The sequence below is a fragment of the Thermosulfurimonas dismutans genome (assembly GCF_001652585.1).
GTDB classification, from domain to species: Bacteria; Desulfobacterota; Thermodesulfobacteria; order Thermodesulfobacteriales; family Thermodesulfobacteriaceae; genus Thermosulfurimonas; species Thermosulfurimonas dismutans.
Genome location: NZ_LWLG01000024.1, coordinates 1 through 16,975 on the forward strand (window position 1 = coordinate 1; position 16,975 = coordinate 16,975).

Below are 16,975 nucleotides of genomic sequence, written 5' to 3' on the forward strand. Positions count from 1 at the left end.
CCTTTATGATAGGACTTTTTTCTCTGCTTGAAGCCATGACAGATCAACCTTTGCCTTTGATTTTGAAAGATCTTCCATTGGAAAAGGATGTTGAGGAGGCCCTTTTGGGGCGTGAAAGTCCTTTTACACCGTTACTTCGCTTGGTGAAGGCTTATGAAGAAGGGCGATGGCAGGAGTTGTATAATATACTGAAAGGCCTACCGATTTCTGATGAGGTTCTTCCGAAATTTTATATCAAGGCCTTATCCTTTGCTCAGCGGGCTTTTGTGCTAGGGAAATGAAAAGTATTCATCTCCTAGGTATAGGTGGTATTGGGATGGTAGCCTTGGCGGGTCTCCTCAAGGCCCGTGGTTTTGAAATTACCGGCACGGAAGCTACTACTCCTTATCCTCCTGCGAGTAAGGTCCTGAAGGACCTTGGGATTGAGCCTATCTTGGGGTTCCGAGAGGAGAATATAGATTTGGTTAAACCTTCGGCCGTGGTGGTAGGAAATGTTATCCGGGCCGATAACCCTGAGGTCAAAAGGGCTAGGAAGCTGGGGCTTCCGCTCCATTCCATGCCCTCTGCCCTGGCTGAATGGATTCTCCCTGATAAAAAGTCCTTAGTAGTGGCGGGAACTCACGGGAAGACCACGACCACGGCTTTGCTGGCTCACACTTTGGAGGCCCTTTCGAGCGAGCCTACCTATCTTGTGGGAGGGATTCTTCGATCCTCTGGGCTCAATTTCAGGTACGGTGATGGACCTTTTGTGGTCCTTGAGGGGGACGAATACGATTCGGCCTTTTTTGATAAGAGGCCCAAATTTTGGCACTACCGGCCCTGGGCCGCCATCCTCACCGGAGTGGAATACGATCACGCCGATATTTATCCCGATTACGGAAGTCTCCTTTCGGCCTTCCGTGGTTTTGTGGGTCTTATCCCACGGGAAGGGGTACTGGTCTTTTGTGGAGATGACCCTGGGGCGAGGGAAGCTGTTCTAGAAAGTTCTTGCCGCCTCATTTCGTATGGCAAAGACCCTGGAAATGATTATGTGCTCGAAGCCTTTGAGCCTCAGTCCTCTGGGAGCACGATGCGGGTCAAAACTCCCGAGTCTCGTTTGCAGATGAGAATTCCTCTTTTCGGTGAGCACAATGCCCTGAACGCCTTGGCTGTTATGGCCTTGCTTTTAGAGCTCGGTTTTTCTATAGAAGATACCACTCGGGCTCTTTCTACTTTTCAGGGCGTCTTACGCCGCCAAGAGGTTCTCTATAGGGGTAAGGTTACGGTGATAGACGATTTTGCCCATCATCCCACGGCGGTGAGGGTTACCCTCTCGGCCCTCAGAGAGGCCTTAAGGCCGGTCCGTCTTTTCGTGTGTTTTGAGCCTAGAACAAATACCAGTAAAAGAGGGATTTTTATGGCCGAATATATGAAAAGTTTGGCCTTGGCAGATCGGGTGTTCATCAAGGAGCCTCCGGGGCTCGAGAGGATTCCGGAAGAAGAACGTCTTGATCTTGGGGGGCTGGCAAATGAACTCAATAATAAAGGAGTTCCGACCAGCATTGAAACCGGGATCCATCTTGGGGAGCGATTAGCCGAAGAGCTTCGGGCTGGCGACCTGGTAGTCTTTATGTCAAGTGCCTCTTTTGGGGAGGTTTATTCCGAACTGATCGAGTACCTTAAGGACCGTGGACTTTGAGCGTCTGAAGCGTATCCAGGAAGATTTGGCCCGGAAGGCCTGTTTTAGGCCTTTACAAAGAGAGATCCGAGTGGTGGCCGGGATGGATGTGGCCTATTCTCGAAATAGTGAACGGGCCTATCCGGCAATGGTTCTCATGAGATGGCCGGATCTCGAGCTCCTGGAAGAGATAACCCTGTTAGAGTCGGTGAACTTTCCTTATATCCCCGGATACCTATCTTTCAGAGAGGTGCCCCTTCTTAAAGCCGTGGTTGCAAGAGTTGCCCAGAGACCCGATCTAATTTTTGTGGATGGTCAGGGATTGGCCCATCCCCGGCGGGCAGGGTTGGCCGTTCATCTAGGAGTGGAGCTTGGGCTCCCCACCATCGGTTGTGCCAAAAGGCCTCTTGCCGGGGAGTTTGTCTGGCCTGAGGAGCATTTCGGAGCCACCAGTCCTATCTTGTTCCATAAAGAGGTGGTAGGTTATGTTCTTAGGAGCCGTAAGGGAGTGAAACCCATTTTTGTTTCTCCGGGAAATCTTATTACCCCCGAGGAGGCTTTGGACTATACTCTAAGGGCCCTTAAAGGGTTCAGGTTGCCGGAGCCTTTAAGGAAGGCCCATCTTTTGTCGGTTAAAGCCAGGAAAAGCCATGAAGGGTAGGGTGGCTGTTATTATAGCTGCTGCTGGTCGGGGCGAACGACTGGGAAGTGAGATTCCCAAACAGTTTCTTGAAGTCGCCGGTAAACCCGTCCTTATTCATACCCTTTCAATATTTGAAAACCATCCTGAAATTTCGGAGATAGTGGTAGCGGTTCCAGAGGGATGGGAAGAAAGGGTTGAAGAGCTTTGTCGGAAATTTGCCATCCATAAAGTATTTCGAGTGGTTACGGGAGGGGCTAGCCGTCAAGAGTCAGTTTTCAAGGCCTTTGAGGCCCTATCTCCAGAAAACAAAATCGTCCTAGTCCACGATGCCGCAAGACCTCTGGTGCCTTTCCGAGTGATCTCGGAGGTCATTCAGGCTATAGAACGTTTCGGAGCGGCTATCTGTGCTGTTCCGATAAGGGACACCGTGAAGGAGGTCTCCGAAGACTTGAAAGTGATCAGGACCTTACCCCGTGAAAGGCTCTATTTGGCTCAGACCCCTCAGGGAAGCTGGTGGTCGTGGTTTGCGGAGGCTTTCTCAAAAGCCTTGACCTCTGGAGGAGTCTATACCGATGAGGCCTCCCTTCTTGAGGCCGCGGGCTTTACTGTGCAAGTAGTCCCTGGCTCTTTTACAAATCTTAAGATTACTTATCCGGAGGATCTAATTTTAATGGGAGAGCTTCTCAAGAAATCCCTTGACACAAATCCCAAAATATGAGGTGATAGATAAAAAACCTGAAGGAGGGGTGAGGTATGTTCAAGGCCTGGAGAGGGAATGTGAAGAGATTGGTGGCGGTTTTAGGCCTTTCCTCCATGCTTGTCATTCCGGTAGGCTGCGGTCTCTCCAAAGAGGACAAGGCTATGCTTCAGCAGGCCATAGAAGCCTCTAAACAGGCTCAGGCAGCGGCTGAGGAGGCCAAGAAGGCTCAGGCCCAGGTGGAAGCTGAGTTGGCCCGCATTGAAGCCGCGGCCAAGCAAGCGGCTATGGCGGCCGAGCGGGCCGATGCCGCAGCCAATCGGGCTGCCGAAGCAGCTGAAAAGGCTAATGCCGCCGCGGCCAAAATGGAGAGGATCTTTGAAAAGAGTCTGCGCAAATAGAACCTAAAGGCGGGGTCCCTACCGGATTTGTCCTACCGGACGAGGGATCCCGTCAGCTTTTTTTATGTATTTCCGGACTTTAAAAAAGTCCAAAAGTAAATTCTTTCCGGTAAGATCCTCAAGAAAAGCGGCTTGTTTTATAACCTCAAGGATGGGATCTGGGAAACGTTTTTCGATATCAGGAAAGACCTGAAGATAGACCGTATTTCCTTTAACTCCCAGTTTGGTCGGCTGGTAGATAACCTTAACCGGCGTTCCGATCGGAACTAGAGGAAAAAGAGCCTCGATGTCTTCGGGATAGAGTCTTATACAACCGTGACTTACCCTCCGGCCGATGCCCCAAGGTCTGTTGGTGCCGTGGATGGCGTAGGCTTCTCTAGAAAGATAAAGGGCATAGTCTCCCAGGGGATTGTCCGGTCCCGGAGGAACTACCGGTGGTAGAGTGGGATCTTCCTTGCGGATGGATTCCGGGACATGCCAATAAGGTTTTTCTTTTTTGTGATAGATAGTGTAGAGCCCTTCTGTTGTGAGTTTGCCTTCGGTGCCTATCCCGACAGGGGCGGTGTAGACCACCAAATTTTCCCCTTCACGGCGGAAATAATAGAGCCGCATCTCTGGAAGATTGACTATGATTCCGGTACGAGACTCTGGAGGGAGAACAAACATTTTAGGGATAACAAGTCTTAGACCTTTAGGTGGTATCCAAGGATCCACCCCTGGATTGGCCAGAACTATTTGATTGTAACCGAGATCATAGGTTCGAGCGATGTCTAGCAGGGTTTCGTTATCCGAAACGGTATAGTGTAAAATCTCTCCTATTACGGTTTCATCAGCGGTAAGGATAAAGCGATCCAGGGAAAAGGCCGGTGTTATGCTAAAGATTAAGAAAAGGAGTAGCAGGTTCCAGGCTTTCATGCTAGAAATTTTAAACTATGAGTACATCTCGAAAAGTCTACAATAATATTCTTGATCTTATAGGAAATACTCCCCTGATAAAACTGCGTCGTATTCGAGTCAAACCCGGGGTTGAGATCTGGGGAAAGCTTGAGGCTGCCAATCCTGGAGGCTCGATCAAGGATCGTATCGCCCTTTCCATGATCGAAGATGCCGAGAAGAAGGGCGTGCTTACCCGGGACAAGATCGTGGCCGAGGCCTCAAGTGGGAACACGGGTATCGGACTTGCCATGGTCTGTGCAGTCAAGGGGTACCGGTGTCTCATTGCCATGCCGGAGTCGGCCTCCATTGAGAGGCGCAAGATCATGCAGGCCTATGGGGCTGAGATCCTTCTTACTCCGGCCGAAAAAGGCACGGATGGGGCCATTGAGGCCATCTATGAGTTAGTGAGGACTTATCCGGATCGATATTTCAACCCGGACCAGTTTAACAACCCCGCCAACTGGCAGATGCACTATCGAACCACTGGGCCGGAGATCTGGCGGGATACCGAAGGTCGGGTAACACATGTGGTGGCCTCTATGGGTACTACCGGCACCCTCATGGGGTTGGCGCGTTATTTCCGGGAAAAAGCCTCTCACGTAAATGTTATTGGGGTGGAGCCTCTTCCGGGACATAAGATCCAGGGTCTCAAGAACATGAAAGAATCCTATCCTCCCGGCATTTACGATAAGAAACTCCCCCACCAGATCGTGAACGTGGAGGACGAAGAGGCCTATGAGCTAGCCCGGAGACTTGCACGGGAAGAAGGTATCCTGGTGGGGATGAGTTCCGGAGCGGCCCTGGCCGGGGCTTTGAAGATTGCCCGCGAGATCGAGGAAGGCCTTATCGTGGTCATATTTCCGGACGGCGGAGAGCGCTATCTCTCTACCCCCCTTTGGGTCTTTCCGGAACCTCCCCGGAAGGAGGATTTTCGTCTTACCAATACCCTTTCCGGCAAGAAAGAAGTCTTCGAGCCTTTGGAGTCTGGGAAGGTAAAGATCTACACTTGCGGCCCTACCTTGAACCGCAGACCCCATCTCGGACTCTACCGCCGGATGCTTACGGCGGATATCCTCAGGCGCTATCTTGAATACCGCGGTCTTTCAGTCACCCACGTGGTCAACCTCACGGACTTTGACGACAAGACTATTGCGGCCGCTGAAGCCGCCGGCCGTCCCTTAAAGGAGCTTACCGAAGAGTTGGCTCAGGAGTTCTTTGAGGATCTTGGAGTTCTCCGGATAAAACCGGCTACCCATTATCCCCGGGTGAGTGAACACGTAGAGGACATGTTGGCTCTTACGCGGGAACTCCTCCGTAAAGGGCTGGCCTACGAGAAGTACTCCTCCATTTATTTCGATGTCTCCAAGCTTCCGGACTATGGGCGGCTTTCAGGGGTAGAGACGGCAGCGCTCAAGCCCGGGGTTACTGTAGATCTTGACGAGTATGAAAAGGACTCTCCTGCGGATTTTACCCTTTTCAAGAGGGTAAGCATCCTGGAGCTTAAACAGGGTTATTTTGTAGACACGGAGTGGGGTAAGGTGCGCCCAGGGTGGCATATCCAGTGTGCAGCCCTGTCCATGAAATACCTTGGGGAAAGTTTCGACATCCACACCAGCGGTACCGATCTCCTCTTCCCCCACCACGAAAACGAGCGGGCCATCGCCCGGGCTCTGACCGGAAAGGAGCTGGCTCGTTTTTGGATTCATTCCGCCCTGGTCCTCTTCGAGGGTCGTAAGATGTCGGTTTCGGCTGGAAACGAGATCACCCTTGCGGATCTCAGGGCAAAAGGTTTTCGGGGACGTGAAATCCGGTTCTTCCTGCTTCGCAGCCATTACCGCAAGCCTTTGAACTTTACCTGGAAGGCCCTAGAGGAGGCTAGGAAGGCCCTTTCGAATCTGATAGTTTTCTGTGCCCTCCTTCATAACGCCCCTTTGGGATCGGAAGCTCCCGAGGTCCTTACGGCCGTTGAGGAGCTTAGGGAGGGTTTTGAGGCCGCTATGAACGATGACCTCAACACTCCCCAAGCGGTGGCCGAGCTATTTAGATTTTCCCGGAGGCTTTACCCTTGGGTTTCGGAAAGAGGCCTTTCCGAGGGGACTCGTATGAAAGCCCTTGAGGTCCTTTTGGGGATCAACCAGGTCCTAGATATCTTGGTTTTTCCTGAGGAAATCCGTTCGGAGGAGATCCAGGAGGTCCTTTCTGAGAGGGAGGCCGCCCGCCGGGCTGGAGACTACGAGACCGCGGATCGCCTACGGGAGGAACTGAGAGCACGCGGTTATCTGGTACTTGACACCCCTGCCGGAACTAGGGTTTTCCGTCTGCCAGATGAGTAGTTACCTCCGCGAGGTTCTGCTAGAGATTTATCGCGGTCTTTATTACCATTTCGGGCCGCAGCACTGGTGGCCGGCGGAGAGCCCCTTCGAGGTCTGTGTGGGAGCCATCCTTACGCAGAACACCAACTGGCGCAATGTGGAGCGGGCTATCGAGAATCTCAAAACTCGGGGGTTTCTTTCCCCGGAGGCCTTGCACCGTCTCTCCGTGGAAGAACTGGCCGGACTAATACGCCCGGCGGGTTATTTTAGGATCAAGGCCCAGAGATTGAAAGCCTTTGTGGATTTCCTGGTCTCACGATACGAAGGTGAGCTCTCGGCTCTAGCGGAAAAGGAAACCGATGAGATCCGTAAAGAATTGCTTTCCATAAAAGGTATTGGCCCCGAGACCGCCGATAGCATCTTGCTTTACGCCCTGGAGCGTCCGGTCTTCGTGGTGGACGCCTACACCAAGCGCATCCTCCTGCGGCATGGTCTTACCACGGAGGAGGCCGGATACGATGAACTCCAAGAACTCTTCATGAAAAGTCTCCCGCGGGACACGCAACTTTATAACGAATATCACGCTCTGCTCGTGGCCTGCGGAAAACACTACTGTCTTTCCCGCAAGCCCCGCTGTTCTTCCTCGGAAAAGAATTCCTGTCCCCTGGTCAGGGTTATGACCTAACCGGTGACAATGAGCACCACCCCTAGTAACATGATGGAGGCCGCAAAGAACCTGGCTTGCAGATGGCTTTCCTGGAAAAAAGCCCCGCCGAAAAGAATGCCGAAAAGGATACTGGTCCGCTTGACGGCGATCATGTAGGCTGCCGGGGCCAGGCTTATGGCCTTCATATGACAGATGATCATGAGGGCCTGGGTGAGCCCTAAAAGAAGCACGCCCTTTAAGTTTTGCTTAATAAAATTTAGGATCCTTGGTCTGAAAAAGAGCTTGAGCACCGCTGGCACAAAAAGCCCTAAGAGGACGAAGTAACTTCCGGCAAACCAGAGGGGGTCTGAGAGCAAAATGGCCTTTTTCCCAAAAACAGTGGTCACGGCGTAGATGAGGGCTACGGCCAGCATGAGAAGGGATCCCCGCTCCCGAAAAAGGGCTCGGAAGGGGGTAAGAGGGCCTTCTTTTAGCACCGGAAGATGTAGCAAATAACTTCCTAAGACCACCAGGCCGATGCCGCCTATCCCTTTCCAGGAGAGTTTTTCTCCCAGGACTATATAGCCCGTAAGGATGATGAAGGTCGGGGTGAAGGAGAGGAAGGGTAAGGTAAGGGATAAAGGCGAGATCCGGATGGCTTCCATGTAAAGAAGTATGGCCAGGGTTTCAAGTGGAAGGAGAAGGCCTACGGTCTTCAAGAATTCTGGATTTTGCAGGGCCTTGCTGAAGTGGGAGAGAAGCTCTGAAGTCGGAAAAAAGATCCAGAGGAAAAACAGCAGAAAGGGGAGGGGCCCAAGGGTACGGGCGGTGGCCATGAGGACCATGCCATCTCGGGCAAAAAACTTCTTGTTCAGGGCGTCCCCAAGAGCCACGAAAAAGGCCGCCCCCAGGGCCAAAGTAAACCAGATCATTTGGGAAGGGATTCCTTTTATAGTTGAGTTTAAATGACATTATAATACCGTAATGCGTAATAAGGAGAAGACGGTGTCGCAGATTTTCGTCACTTGGAACGTCAATTCTCTGAAGGCCAGAAAAGCGCACGTTTTGCGTTATCTTGAGTTGAGGAAACCTTCGGTTCTCTGCCTTCAGGAAACCAAACTAAGGGACGAAGCCTTCCCTTTCGAGGTTTTTAAGGCTTTAGGGTATCACGTCCTGCACGCCGGAGGACCGGGGAGGAACGGAGTGGCCATTTTTACAAAGTATCCTCTGGAAGATCCTGTAAGGGGTTTTCCTGAAGAGGAGGATCCCCAGGCCGTAGAACGCCTCCTTTGTGCGCGCATCCGGGAGCTTTATGTCATTTCGGTGTACATCCCCAACGGAAGTCCGGTGGGGTCGGATTATTTTCTCTACAAACTGGAATTCATCTACCGCCTGCGGGAGTTTCTGGAAAGGCATTTTACTCCCGAGACTCCGCTGGCTCTCTGCGGGGACTTCAACGTGGCTCCGGAGCCCATAGACGTTTACGATCCGGAACTGCTTGAGGGGCATATCTGTTTTCACGAGCGGGAGAGGGCCGCCATTAAAGTGCTTGCGGAATGGGGGCTCTATGATGCCCTGCGGCTCAAACATCCGGAAAGTCCCGGAATCTTTTCCTGGTGGGATTACCAGTTTGGGGCCTTCCGGGCGAACCGCGGAATGCGGCTTGACCACATCTGGGTGACTGAGCCTCTGGCCGAAAAACTCACGGACTGTTTCATTGACCGGGACCCCCGGGGCTGGAAGAAGCCCTCGGATCACGCCCCGGTGGTCGCGGTCTTCGATTTACCGGACTAGGTCGCCATATTTTTCCACGATCCTTTCCACCACCCGGTGGGCAGTGTTGAAGGCCGCCATGATGCTTCCTTTCTCAAGGGCGATGTCCCCGGCCAGAAATACTCCTGGCAGATTGGTCTCGTAAAATTCGTCTATAACTGGTTTTCCGTCCTGAAACTCCACTCCGATGCTTCGCAAGAAACCGGCCGGCGTGCTTCCTCCTAGACAGTAATAAACTCGATCGAAAAGCATGGTCTTCCCATCCTTGAAGACCACCTTTACACCTTCGGGATCAGGCTCGAGGTGATCTATGTCGGTGTTCAACATGAGATTTACCCGCCCCTCTTGGGCCTTCTTTTCCAGGTTTTCATGGTTGACCGGATTGATGCGGAAGAACTTGGGACGTCGGTAAGAAAGATAGACCTCGTCACATCCCTCACAGAGGAAACAGGCGGTTTCGGCCGCTGTATCCCCCCCTCCTACCACCAGGACCTTCCCACCCTGTGGACACTCGCAGGGGGCCTCGAAGAAGACTCGATCCTTGATCTCCTTAGGTATGGGATAGTCCGGTTTGCGGGGTTTGCCGAAAATCCCGATGGCGATGACCACGATGGGGGTTTCGGCCACGAATTCGCTTCCGACCCTTACTTTATAGGTGCCGTTCCCTTTCTCGATGGCGTTCACTTCGCTCCGGTAGCGGATATCGAGTTCATATTCCTGGATGTATTTGGCCATCCTCTCAAGGAAGTCTTCTTTGGTTTCGGTCTCGAAACGGCAGATACCCTCCGGTTCGATTACCATCTTGCGATATACGGCATCTACGCGTTTTCCTGGGCGATACAGACGCTGGATGGTATCGCAAAAGGCCTCAGCCTTTTCGAAAATGATTACCGGGGAAATGTTTTTGGCTTTGGCTTCTACTCCAACCGCAAGGCCAGCCGGGCCTGCCCCTACTACCACGATCTTGGCCTTTTCCATGTTTACACCCCCCGAAATTATATCTTTCCGGGGGGCTACCTTAACATAAGATTACTTCTTTTGAAAAGGGTTTACAGTGAGAACGGGACAAGGAGCCGTCTTGACCACCTTTTCGGCCACACTTCCGAAAAGGGCCTTTTCCAAACCTCCCCGACCATGAGTCCCCATGACAATGAGGTCGATGTCTTTTTCTTTGGCAACCTCACAGATCTTGTCTGCCACATCTCCCACAGCAATTATCGTTTCTACGGTTGGGAGCCCGGAAAAGTATTCTTCTACGAAAGATTCCATCTTTTTCTGGGCTCCTTGATAAAGTTCTTTTTCGATGTTTTCTAGAGCTACATGGGGAACATAAAAACCGGCAAACCTGGAGAGATCTTCCACTACGAAAATAACATGAAGTTTCGCCTCGAATTTTTCGGTGAGAACCCTGGCATAACCGGCTACCTTGGAGCAAGCGTCAGTAAAGTCTACCGGAAAAAGGATATTTTTGATTTCAACCATAGACAACCCCCCTCTTTAGTTTTAAAGTTCTTTAAATCCATTATAGCAGAATAGGAAGGAAAAATGATAGACCTACACACCCATTCTACGGCTTCTGACGGTACTTATTCACCCGCCGAATTGGTGCAATTGGCTAAAGACGTGAGTCTTTCGGCCTTAGCGCTTACGGATCACGATACGGTAGAGGGACTAGGGGAGGCGATGGCGGCTGCTCGTGAGCTCGGAGTTCCTTTTGTGCCTGGGGTGGAAATCAGCGTTAAGTTTGATGGCCCCGGACACTGTCATATCCTTGGTTATTTTGTGGATGCGGACTCTCCGGTCCTTAGAGAGACTTTGGGTCTGCTGCAGAGGGCTAGGGAGGAAAGAAACCGGAAGATGATGGAGAAACTCCAGTCCTTGGGGGTGGATATTACCTTGGAAGAGCTTGAGGATCAGGCCAAGGGAGAGATCGGTCGTCCTCATTTCGCGGCCCTTCTGGTGAAGAAAGGGGTGGTGAAAAGCGTAGGAGAAGCCTTTGAGAAGTACCTCAAGAAAGGGGCCCCGGCCTACGTGCCCAAGGCTAGACTTACAGCGGAAGAGGCCTTTTCGGCCATTAGAGCCGCTGGGGGCCTGGCGGTCTTGGCGCATCCAATACATTTAAAGCTTTCCCCGGAGGAACTGGTCCGTTACGTGGAAGAACTAAAGGCCTTTGGTCTAGACGGTATCGAGGCCTATTATACGGATCATACCAAACAATTCACGACCCTTTGTCTTGAGATCGCCAGGCGCTACGATCTTGTGCCTACTGGGGGAAGCGATTTCCACGGACACAACAAACCGGATATAAAGCTTGGCAGGGGCTTTGGGAATCTCTCCGTGCCGGACGAGTGTTACGAAAGGTTGCGGCGTCGCTGGGAGGCTAAGAGCTAGTCTTCTGATAACGGACCGACCAGCTTGAAAAGCTCTTCGAGCTCTTCGAGGGTCAGAGGTCGAATTTCGCCAGGACGAAGTTTACCAAGTGTAAGAGGCCCAAAACGAATCCTTACCAAGCGTTTTACTAGGCTTCCGGCGGCGGCGAAAATCTTGCGCACCTCCCTTTTGCGGCCTTCATGGAGTCTCACCTCGTAGACCGTCTCCCGCCGGTTGCGACGGACAAGCCTGATCTCGTCCGGGAAGACCCGGCGGCCCTCTACTTCAAGTCCCTCCTTAAGGATGCGAGCGAGAAGGTCTTCCCGCGGAGGTCTTGTAAGCCACACCCGATAGACTCTTGGAATTTCGTAGCGGGGGTGAAGGAGCCTCTGGGCCAGATCGCCATCATTGGTGAGAAGTAGAAGACCTTCACTGTCCCGGTCGAGCCGTCCCACCGGAAAGACCCCCGGGGGCAGATCTTTGAGAAACTTGGCTATGGTCGGCCGGCCGTGGGGGTCCGATAGGGCGGTGAGATACCCCGGGGGTTTGTAAAAGCGGTAGTAGACTTTTTGGGGGAGTTTTACCGAACGACCTCCCACTTCCACTTTGTCTCTCTCGGGGTCTACTTTGAAACTAGGTTCGGTGATCACCTCACCGTTTACCAGAACCTTGCCCTCTTGGATAAGGACTTCGGCCTTGCGGCGGGAGGTCACCCCAGCCCGAGCTAGAAACTTCGAAAGACGCACTCGATTCCTCGTTACGGGCATTTCGTGTTAAAGTTAATCGAAAGGAGATAGCCTTGCCACAGGCCGATGGATGATGTCTGATATGGAAACCTTAAGGGAAGCTGTGGAGGATTTCGCCCGTAAAAAGGGGGTTTGGGCCGAGCTCTGGGGGGAGATCGAGGAAGGCCTTTCGGTAGAGAGACGGGACCGGAGGCTTGAGGCCATCAGTCCTTATCGGGAAACGCTTTTTGCCGTTCGGGTGATCCATCGGGGACGGGCCGGTCTCTCCTACACCACGCGGGCTGAGCCGGAAGCCGTAAGAGAAGCTGCCGAGCGGGCCTACGAGGTGAGTAGATTTTCGGAAGAGGAGGCCGAGATCCCCGAATTTCGGGACCTTCCGGAGTTGGAAGAGAAATCGGTGGTCCGCAGATCGCCGGAAGAGTTAGAATCTTTTCTCCTCGAGGCCGAAGAGACCGCCCTTTCTTCGGACTCGCGGATCCACCGGATCGAAAGGACGGCCCTTTCTTTCTCCGAGACCACCTATTTTATCTTTCAATCTGGGGGGCTTTCAGCGAGCTTCTGTGCAGGTTCTTATTCCTTTCTCATTTCCCTCACGGCTCGAGAAGGGGAAGAGGAACGCTCGGCCTGGGAATGGCGGGAGGCCCTGGATCTTTCGGAACTCGATTTCAGAGTTCTCGCCCGTTCGGCCGCTAGAAGGGCGCTCGACCTCCTTTCCGCTCGAAAGATCTCTTCCCGAAGGCTTTCCATCCTCTTTCCGCCCCAGGCAGCGGTGGTGCTTCTTGAAACCCTGAGCCATTCCTTTTGCGGAGACGAGGTTCTGAAGGGGCGCTCGCGCCTTGCCGGAAAACTAGGGGAACGCCTCTTTTCCCCGAAGATTATCTTGGTTGACGACGGTCTCCTCCCCGGGGGTCCGGAGACCAGACCCTTTGACGACGAGGGTGTGCCCCAGGAGAGGACGATCTTGGTCTCGGAAGGTACGATTTCGGCCTTCCTTTACGACACCCTTTGGGGACGGCGGGCCGGGAGACGTTCCACCGGAAACGCCCGGAGACCCTCCTTCAGAAGTCTTCCAACGATTTCGACCACCAATCTCTATCTTGAACCGGGGAGTTTCAGTCCAGAGGCCCTGCGTGAGGCCGAGTCCACGGTCTTTGAGGTTTACGAGATGCTCGGATGGCACACTACGGATCCCATCTCTGGAGATTTTTCGGTAGGGGTCTCGGGAGTGCTTCACGAGAGGGGCGAGAAAACTCCCATTTCGGGTATGGCCCTTTCTGGAAACCTTTTCGATCTTCTTGCTCGCGTTACGGCCGTGGGCGCGGACCTTACTTTTTACGGCGATGTCGGAAGCCCTTCCCTTCTCGTGTCCGGCCTCGACCTCTCCGGGGCCTGAAGCTTGCCTAATATGGTTAGAGTATTACTTTAAGAAGTACTTCGTAAGAGAAGGGTGGTTAAAATGGGGATTTTTACCAAAGTTTTGGCCAAAATCGTGGGCACTAAGAACGAGCGAGAGCTGAAGCGCCTCCGGCCCATTGTGGAGCGCATAAATGCCCTTGAGCCCGAGATGCGCAAACTCAAAGATCATGAGCTCGCCGGTAAGACTACGGAGTTCAAGGAAAGACTTTCGCGGGGGGAGAGCCTTGACGATCTTCTCCCCGAGGCCTTTGCGGTGGTGCGAGAGACTGGAAGAAGGGTCCTTGGAATGCGGCATTTCGATGTCCAGCTCATGGGCGGTATCGTACTCCATCAAGGAAAGATCGCGGAGATGAAAACCGGAGAAGGGAAAACCCTGGTGGCTACCCTTCCAGCCTATCTTAACGCTCTCACCGGCAAGGGCGTCCACATCGTGACGGTGAACGATTATCTCGCCAAGCGCGACGCCGAGTGGATGGGAGCTATCTACCGGTTCCTCGGACTTTCGGTGGGGGTCATCGTCTCCGGGATGGATGATGCTGAGCGTAAACAGGCCTACGCCTGCGACATCACCTATGGGACCAACAACGAGTTCGGTTTCGACTACCTCCGGGATAACATGAAGTATTCACTTGAGGACATGGTCCAGCGGGGCCACTACTATGCCATCGTGGACGAGGTGGACTCCATCCTCATAGACGAGGCCCGGACCCCCCTCATCATCTCTGGTCCCTCCGAGGAGTCTACCGAGCTCTATTACCACATCGATAAATTGGTTCGGCAGCTCAAGAAAGATGTCCATTTTACGGTGGAGGAGAAGACCAAGACCGTGGTGCTCACCGAGGAAGGAGTGGCCGAGGTTGAGCGACTCCTCGGAATCGCTAATCTTTATGATCCCCGGCACGTAAACCTAGTCCATCACATAAACCAGGCCTTGCGAGCCCATCATCTCTTTCGTCGGGATGTGGATTACATCGTGAAAGACGGCAAGGTTATCATCGTGGACGAGTTCACCGGGCGGCTCATGCCTGGCCGGCGTTGGTCAGACGGGCTGCACCAAGCCATCGAGGCCAAGGAGGGCGTCAGGATTGAAGAAGAGAACCAGACGCTGGCTTCCATTACCTTCCAGAACTACTTTCGGATGTACGAGAAACTGGCTGGCATGACCGGTACGGCCGAGACCGAGGCCGTAGAGTTCAAGGAAATTTATGATTTGGACGTGGTGGTTATTCCCACCCACAAACCCATGATTCGGATTGATTATCCCGATGTGGTCTATCGTACGGAGCGGGAGAAGTTTGAGGCTGTGGTGCAAGAGATCGAGGAACTATACCGGCAAGGGCGCCCGGTTTTGGTGGGTACTACTAGTATCGAAAAGAGTGAGCGGCTCTCTCGTATGCTCAAAAAGAAAAAGATCCCTCATCAGGTCTTAAATGCCAAATATCATGAGAAGGAAGCCGCCATTATCGCTCAGGCTGGTCGGCCCTATGCCGTAACCATCGCCACCAACATGGCCGGTCGCGGGGTGGACATCCTTCTTGGTGGAAATCCTGAAGGCCTAGCCCGGGAAGAGCTCGAGCGCGAAGGTTATGATCTCGCTGAGATAGACGAGAGGGCCTGGCGCGAGGTTTTGAGTCTGGCTCGGGAGGGCAAAGATCCTACGGAAAAGTACCCTGAACGTTGGGCAGAGGTCCTCTACGAGAAGGTTAGGCAGTGTCAAGCGGACTACGATAAGGTGAAGGCCTTAGGAGGACTTCACATCATCGGGACCGAGCGACACGAGTCCCGCCGTATAGACAACCAGCTTCGGGGTCGGGCTGGGCGACAGGGTGACCCTGGTTCCTCTCGCTTCTACCTTTCTCTTGAGGACGATCTCTTGCGCCTTTTCGGTTCGGATAAGATCAGGGGCCTCATGGACAAGCTTGGTATGGAAGAGGGTGAGCCCATAGAACACCCTTGGCTTTCCAAGGCTATCGAGCAGGCTCAGAAGAAAGTCGAGGCCCACAACTTTGAAATCCGGAAACACCTTCTCGAATACGATGATGTCATGAACCTCCAGCGAGAGACCATCTACAAGCAGCGGCGGGAGATCTTGGCGAGCGAGTCCGTCAAGGACTGGATCCTTGACATGATCGCGGATGTTTGTGAGGAGATCGTCTCCGAGTTCGTGGAAGAGAAGGCCCCGCCTGCGGAGTGGGATCTCAAGGGACTCTCCGAGCGTTTCCGAGCAGTTTTCGGCTTCGCTCCTCAGCTAGAACACATTCCGGAAACGGAAGAAGACCTGGTAGCCAGGCTCAAGGAAGAGGCCCTCTCGGCTTATGAACGCAAGGAAGAGGAAATCGGCCCTGAGCTTCTCCGGCATTTGGAGAAGATGTTCCTGCTCCAGACTATCGACACCCTTTGGAAGGATCATTTGTTGACCATGGATCATCTGCGGGAAAGTGTTGGGCTTCGGGGCTACGGACAGAAAGATCCCCTTCAGGAATACAAACGGGAGGCCTACGAACTATTCACGGACCTTCTTGAGCGTATAAAGATCCAGACTTTGACCTATCTCTATCGGGTGCAGGTGGTACGAGAAGATGAAGTGAGGCAGCTTGAGGAGGAACGGAGGCGGCGTCAGATGCGACTGCGCTACGAACGGGGCGAGGAGACAGGTGAGGCTGAGCGGGCCAAACCGCAACCCATACGCCGTCAGAAGATTGGTCGGAACGATCCCTGTCCCTGTGGAAGTGGCAAAAAGTACAAAAAGTGTTGCGGTCGTCGTGAGGCCCAGGTTGCCGCTGCTTGAAGGATAACCCTTAAAGGTACTTCTTCCTTACCACCTCAATAGGTTCCGGGGGTCCGATGAAATAACCTTGGGAATAATCAATACCCATCTCTTTTACCAGGTTAAAAAGGGTTTCATCCGCCACAAATTCTGCGACGGTTTTGATGCCAACTCGCCGAGCGAAATTGAGAATAGCCTCCACTAACAATCTGACATTCTCATCAGATGGGAGTCGTTTAATAAGAGAGGCATCAATTTTTAAATAATCAACTTTTAATTCTATAAGCCGTTCTAGATTGGAATAACCGATGCCAAAGTCATCGATGGCTATCTTGCAGCCTCTTTTTTTAAGTTCCTTTAGGAAATTAGCTATGGGCTCGTAATTCTTAATATCTTCGGTTTCGAGGATCTCAAAGACCATCCGCTGTGGTTCAATCAAAATTTTGACCTTAGAAAGAAGAAACTCTTTTACTCCCGGAGTCTCAAAGTCTTGGAAAGAGAGATTTATAGAGACCTCAAAGGGGAGATCACGAAAATCATCCAAGGCTCTTTCTATCACCACGCGCGTAATTTCAGGATAAATACCTGCCTTTTTTGAGACTTCCAGAAAC

The 16,975-nt window shown here is 52.6% G+C and carries 16 protein-coding genes and 1 pseudogene; 11 read left to right on the forward strand and 6 right to left on the reverse strand.

Translation table 11 applies throughout. From position 1 onward, the window contains the following. The 5 genes and pseudogenes from TDIS_RS11205 to TDIS_RS10295 all read left to right on the forward strand — a co-directional run. A pseudogene (locus TDIS_RS11205) lies at positions 1–281 on the forward strand (EAL and HDOD domain-containing protein); the annotation flags it as partial. Beyond that, complete coding sequence (locus tag TDIS_RS10280) at positions 278–1,678, forward strand: UDP-N-acetylmuramate--L-alanine ligase (protein ID WP_068671802.1); 1,401 nt, start codon at positions 278–280, stop codon at positions 1,676–1,678. The pseudogene TDIS_RS11205 and the gene TDIS_RS10280, both read left to right, overlap by 4 nt. Beyond that, entirely contained in the window at positions 1,668–2,318 is a 651-nt protein-coding gene (locus TDIS_RS10285) for an endonuclease V (protein WP_068671803.1), read from the forward strand. Before TDIS_RS10280 ends, TDIS_RS10285 begins: the two co-directional genes overlap by 11 nt. A 1-nt stretch (position 2,319) precedes the next feature. After that, positions 2,320–3,018, forward strand: coding sequence for a 2-C-methyl-D-erythritol 4-phosphate cytidylyltransferase (gene ispD / locus TDIS_RS10290; protein ID WP_161939522.1), 699 nt, complete (start codon positions 2,320–2,322; stop codon positions 3,016–3,018). A 35-nt stretch (positions 3,019–3,053) separates the two neighbouring features. Next, positions 3,054–3,398, forward strand: coding sequence for a hypothetical protein (locus TDIS_RS10295; protein WP_068671805.1), 345 nt, complete (start codon positions 3,054–3,056; stop codon positions 3,396–3,398). 18 nt (positions 3,399–3,416) lie between these two features. Here TDIS_RS10295 and TDIS_RS10300 read toward each other — a convergent pair whose 3' ends face one another. After that, positions 3,417–4,313 (reverse strand): L,D-transpeptidase family protein, encoded by an 897-nt coding sequence (locus TDIS_RS10300; RefSeq protein ID WP_244147512.1) that lies wholly within the window; start codon positions 4,311–4,313, stop codon positions 3,417–3,419. A 17-nt stretch (positions 4,314–4,330) separates the two neighbouring features. Between TDIS_RS10300 and cysS the strand changes: the two genes are divergently transcribed. Both cysS and TDIS_RS10310 read left to right on the forward strand, forming a co-directional pair. Further along, positions 4,331–6,667, forward strand: a complete 2,337-nt coding sequence (gene cysS, locus TDIS_RS10305) for a cysteine--tRNA ligase (protein ID WP_068671806.1) — start codon at positions 4,331–4,333, stop codon at positions 6,665–6,667. Then, on the forward strand, positions 6,660–7,331 hold the full coding sequence (locus TDIS_RS10310) for an endonuclease III domain-containing protein (protein WP_068671807.1): 672 nt from the start codon (positions 6,660–6,662) through the stop codon (positions 7,329–7,331). The genes cysS and TDIS_RS10310 overlap by 8 nt, the downstream gene beginning before the upstream one ends. Here TDIS_RS10310 and TDIS_RS10315 read toward each other — a convergent pair. Then, positions 7,328–8,224, reverse strand: a complete 897-nt coding sequence (locus TDIS_RS10315) for a DMT family transporter (RefSeq protein WP_068671808.1) — start codon at positions 8,222–8,224, stop codon at positions 7,328–7,330. The two genes, TDIS_RS10310 and TDIS_RS10315, sit on opposite strands and share 4 nt — an antisense overlap. Positions 8,225–8,297: 73 nt before the next feature. Here TDIS_RS10315 and xth point away from each other — a divergent pair, with 73 nt between their 5' ends. After that, complete coding sequence (gene xth, locus TDIS_RS10320; RefSeq protein WP_208595709.1) at positions 8,298–9,086, forward strand: exodeoxyribonuclease III; 789 nt, start codon at positions 8,298–8,300, stop codon at positions 9,084–9,086. Here xth and TDIS_RS10325 read toward each other — a convergent pair. Further along, on the reverse strand, positions 9,075–10,043 hold the full coding sequence (locus TDIS_RS10325; protein WP_068671810.1) for an NAD(P)-binding domain-containing protein: 969 nt from the start codon (positions 10,041–10,043) through the stop codon (positions 9,075–9,077). The two genes, xth and TDIS_RS10325, sit on opposite strands and share 12 nt — an antisense overlap. Before the next feature lie 51 nt (positions 10,044–10,094). After that, the gene (locus tag TDIS_RS10330) at positions 10,095–10,547 is read right to left on the reverse strand and encodes a universal stress protein (protein WP_068671811.1); all 453 of its coding nucleotides are present in this window, start codon (positions 10,545–10,547) and stop codon (positions 10,095–10,097) included. Between the two features lie 63 nt (positions 10,548–10,610). Here TDIS_RS10330 and TDIS_RS10335 point away from each other — a divergent pair, with 63 nt between their 5' ends. Further along, entirely contained in the window at positions 10,611–11,456 is an 846-nt protein-coding gene (locus TDIS_RS10335) for a PHP domain-containing protein (RefSeq protein ID WP_068671812.1), read from the forward strand. On the opposite strand, the gene TDIS_RS10340 is transcribed toward TDIS_RS10335, so the two are convergent. Next, positions 11,453–12,181 (reverse strand): pseudouridine synthase, encoded by a 729-nt coding sequence (locus tag TDIS_RS10340; RefSeq protein ID WP_244147513.1) that lies wholly within the window; start codon positions 12,179–12,181, stop codon positions 11,453–11,455. The two genes, TDIS_RS10335 and TDIS_RS10340, sit on opposite strands and share 4 nt — an antisense overlap. An 82-nt stretch (positions 12,182–12,263) precedes the next feature. On the opposite strand from TDIS_RS10340, the gene TDIS_RS10345 reads away from it, so the two are divergent. Further along, positions 12,264–13,574 (forward strand): TldD/PmbA family protein, encoded by a 1,311-nt coding sequence (locus TDIS_RS10345; protein WP_161939523.1) that lies wholly within the window; start codon positions 12,264–12,266, stop codon positions 13,572–13,574. A gap of 69 nt (positions 13,575–13,643) precedes the next feature. Beyond that, complete coding sequence (gene secA, locus TDIS_RS10350; RefSeq protein ID WP_068671816.1) at positions 13,644–16,385, forward strand: preprotein translocase subunit SecA; 2,742 nt, start codon at positions 13,644–13,646, stop codon at positions 16,383–16,385. A gap of 10 nt (positions 16,386–16,395) precedes the next feature. Here the strand turns inward: secA and TDIS_RS10355 are convergent. Beyond that, the coding region (locus tag TDIS_RS10355; protein WP_153303836.1) for an EAL domain-containing protein at positions 16,396–16,975 on the reverse strand (580 nt) is incomplete at its 5' end.

Excerpts from the sequence above, each read along its gene's own strand:
- TDIS_RS10310 (WP_068671807.1), top strand. The coding sequence starts at position 6,660 with ATGAGTAGTTACCTCCGCGAGGTTCTGCTAGAGATTTATCGCGGTCTT.
- TDIS_RS10295 (WP_068671805.1), top strand. The coding sequence starts at position 3,054 with ATGTTCAAGGCCTGGAGAGGGAATGTGAAGAGATTGGTGGCGGTTTTA.
- TDIS_RS10335 (WP_068671812.1), top strand. The coding sequence starts at position 10,611 with ATGATAGACCTACACACCCATTCTACGGCTTCTGACGGTACTTATTCA.
- TDIS_RS10300 (WP_244147512.1), bottom strand. The coding sequence starts at position 4,313 with ATGAAAGCCTGGAACCTGCTACTCCTTTTCTTAATCTTTAGCATAACA.
- TDIS_RS10325 (WP_068671810.1), bottom strand. The coding sequence starts at position 10,043 with ATGGAAAAGGCCAAGATCGTGGTAGTAGGGGCAGGCCCGGCTGGCCTT.
- cysS (WP_068671806.1), top strand. The coding sequence starts at position 4,331 with ATGAGTACATCTCGAAAAGTCTACAATAATATTCTTGATCTTATAGGA.
- TDIS_RS10315 (WP_068671808.1), bottom strand. The coding sequence starts at position 8,224 with ATGATCTGGTTTACTTTGGCCCTGGGGGCGGCCTTTTTCGTGGCTCTT.
- TDIS_RS10330 (WP_068671811.1), bottom strand. The coding sequence starts at position 10,547 with ATGGTTGAAATCAAAAATATCCTTTTTCCGGTAGACTTTACTGACGCT.
- TDIS_RS10345 (WP_161939523.1), top strand. The coding sequence starts at position 12,264 with ATGGAAACCTTAAGGGAAGCTGTGGAGGATTTCGCCCGTAAAAAGGGG.
- TDIS_RS10280 (WP_068671802.1), top strand. The coding sequence starts at position 278 with ATGAAAAGTATTCATCTCCTAGGTATAGGTGGTATTGGGATGGTAGCC.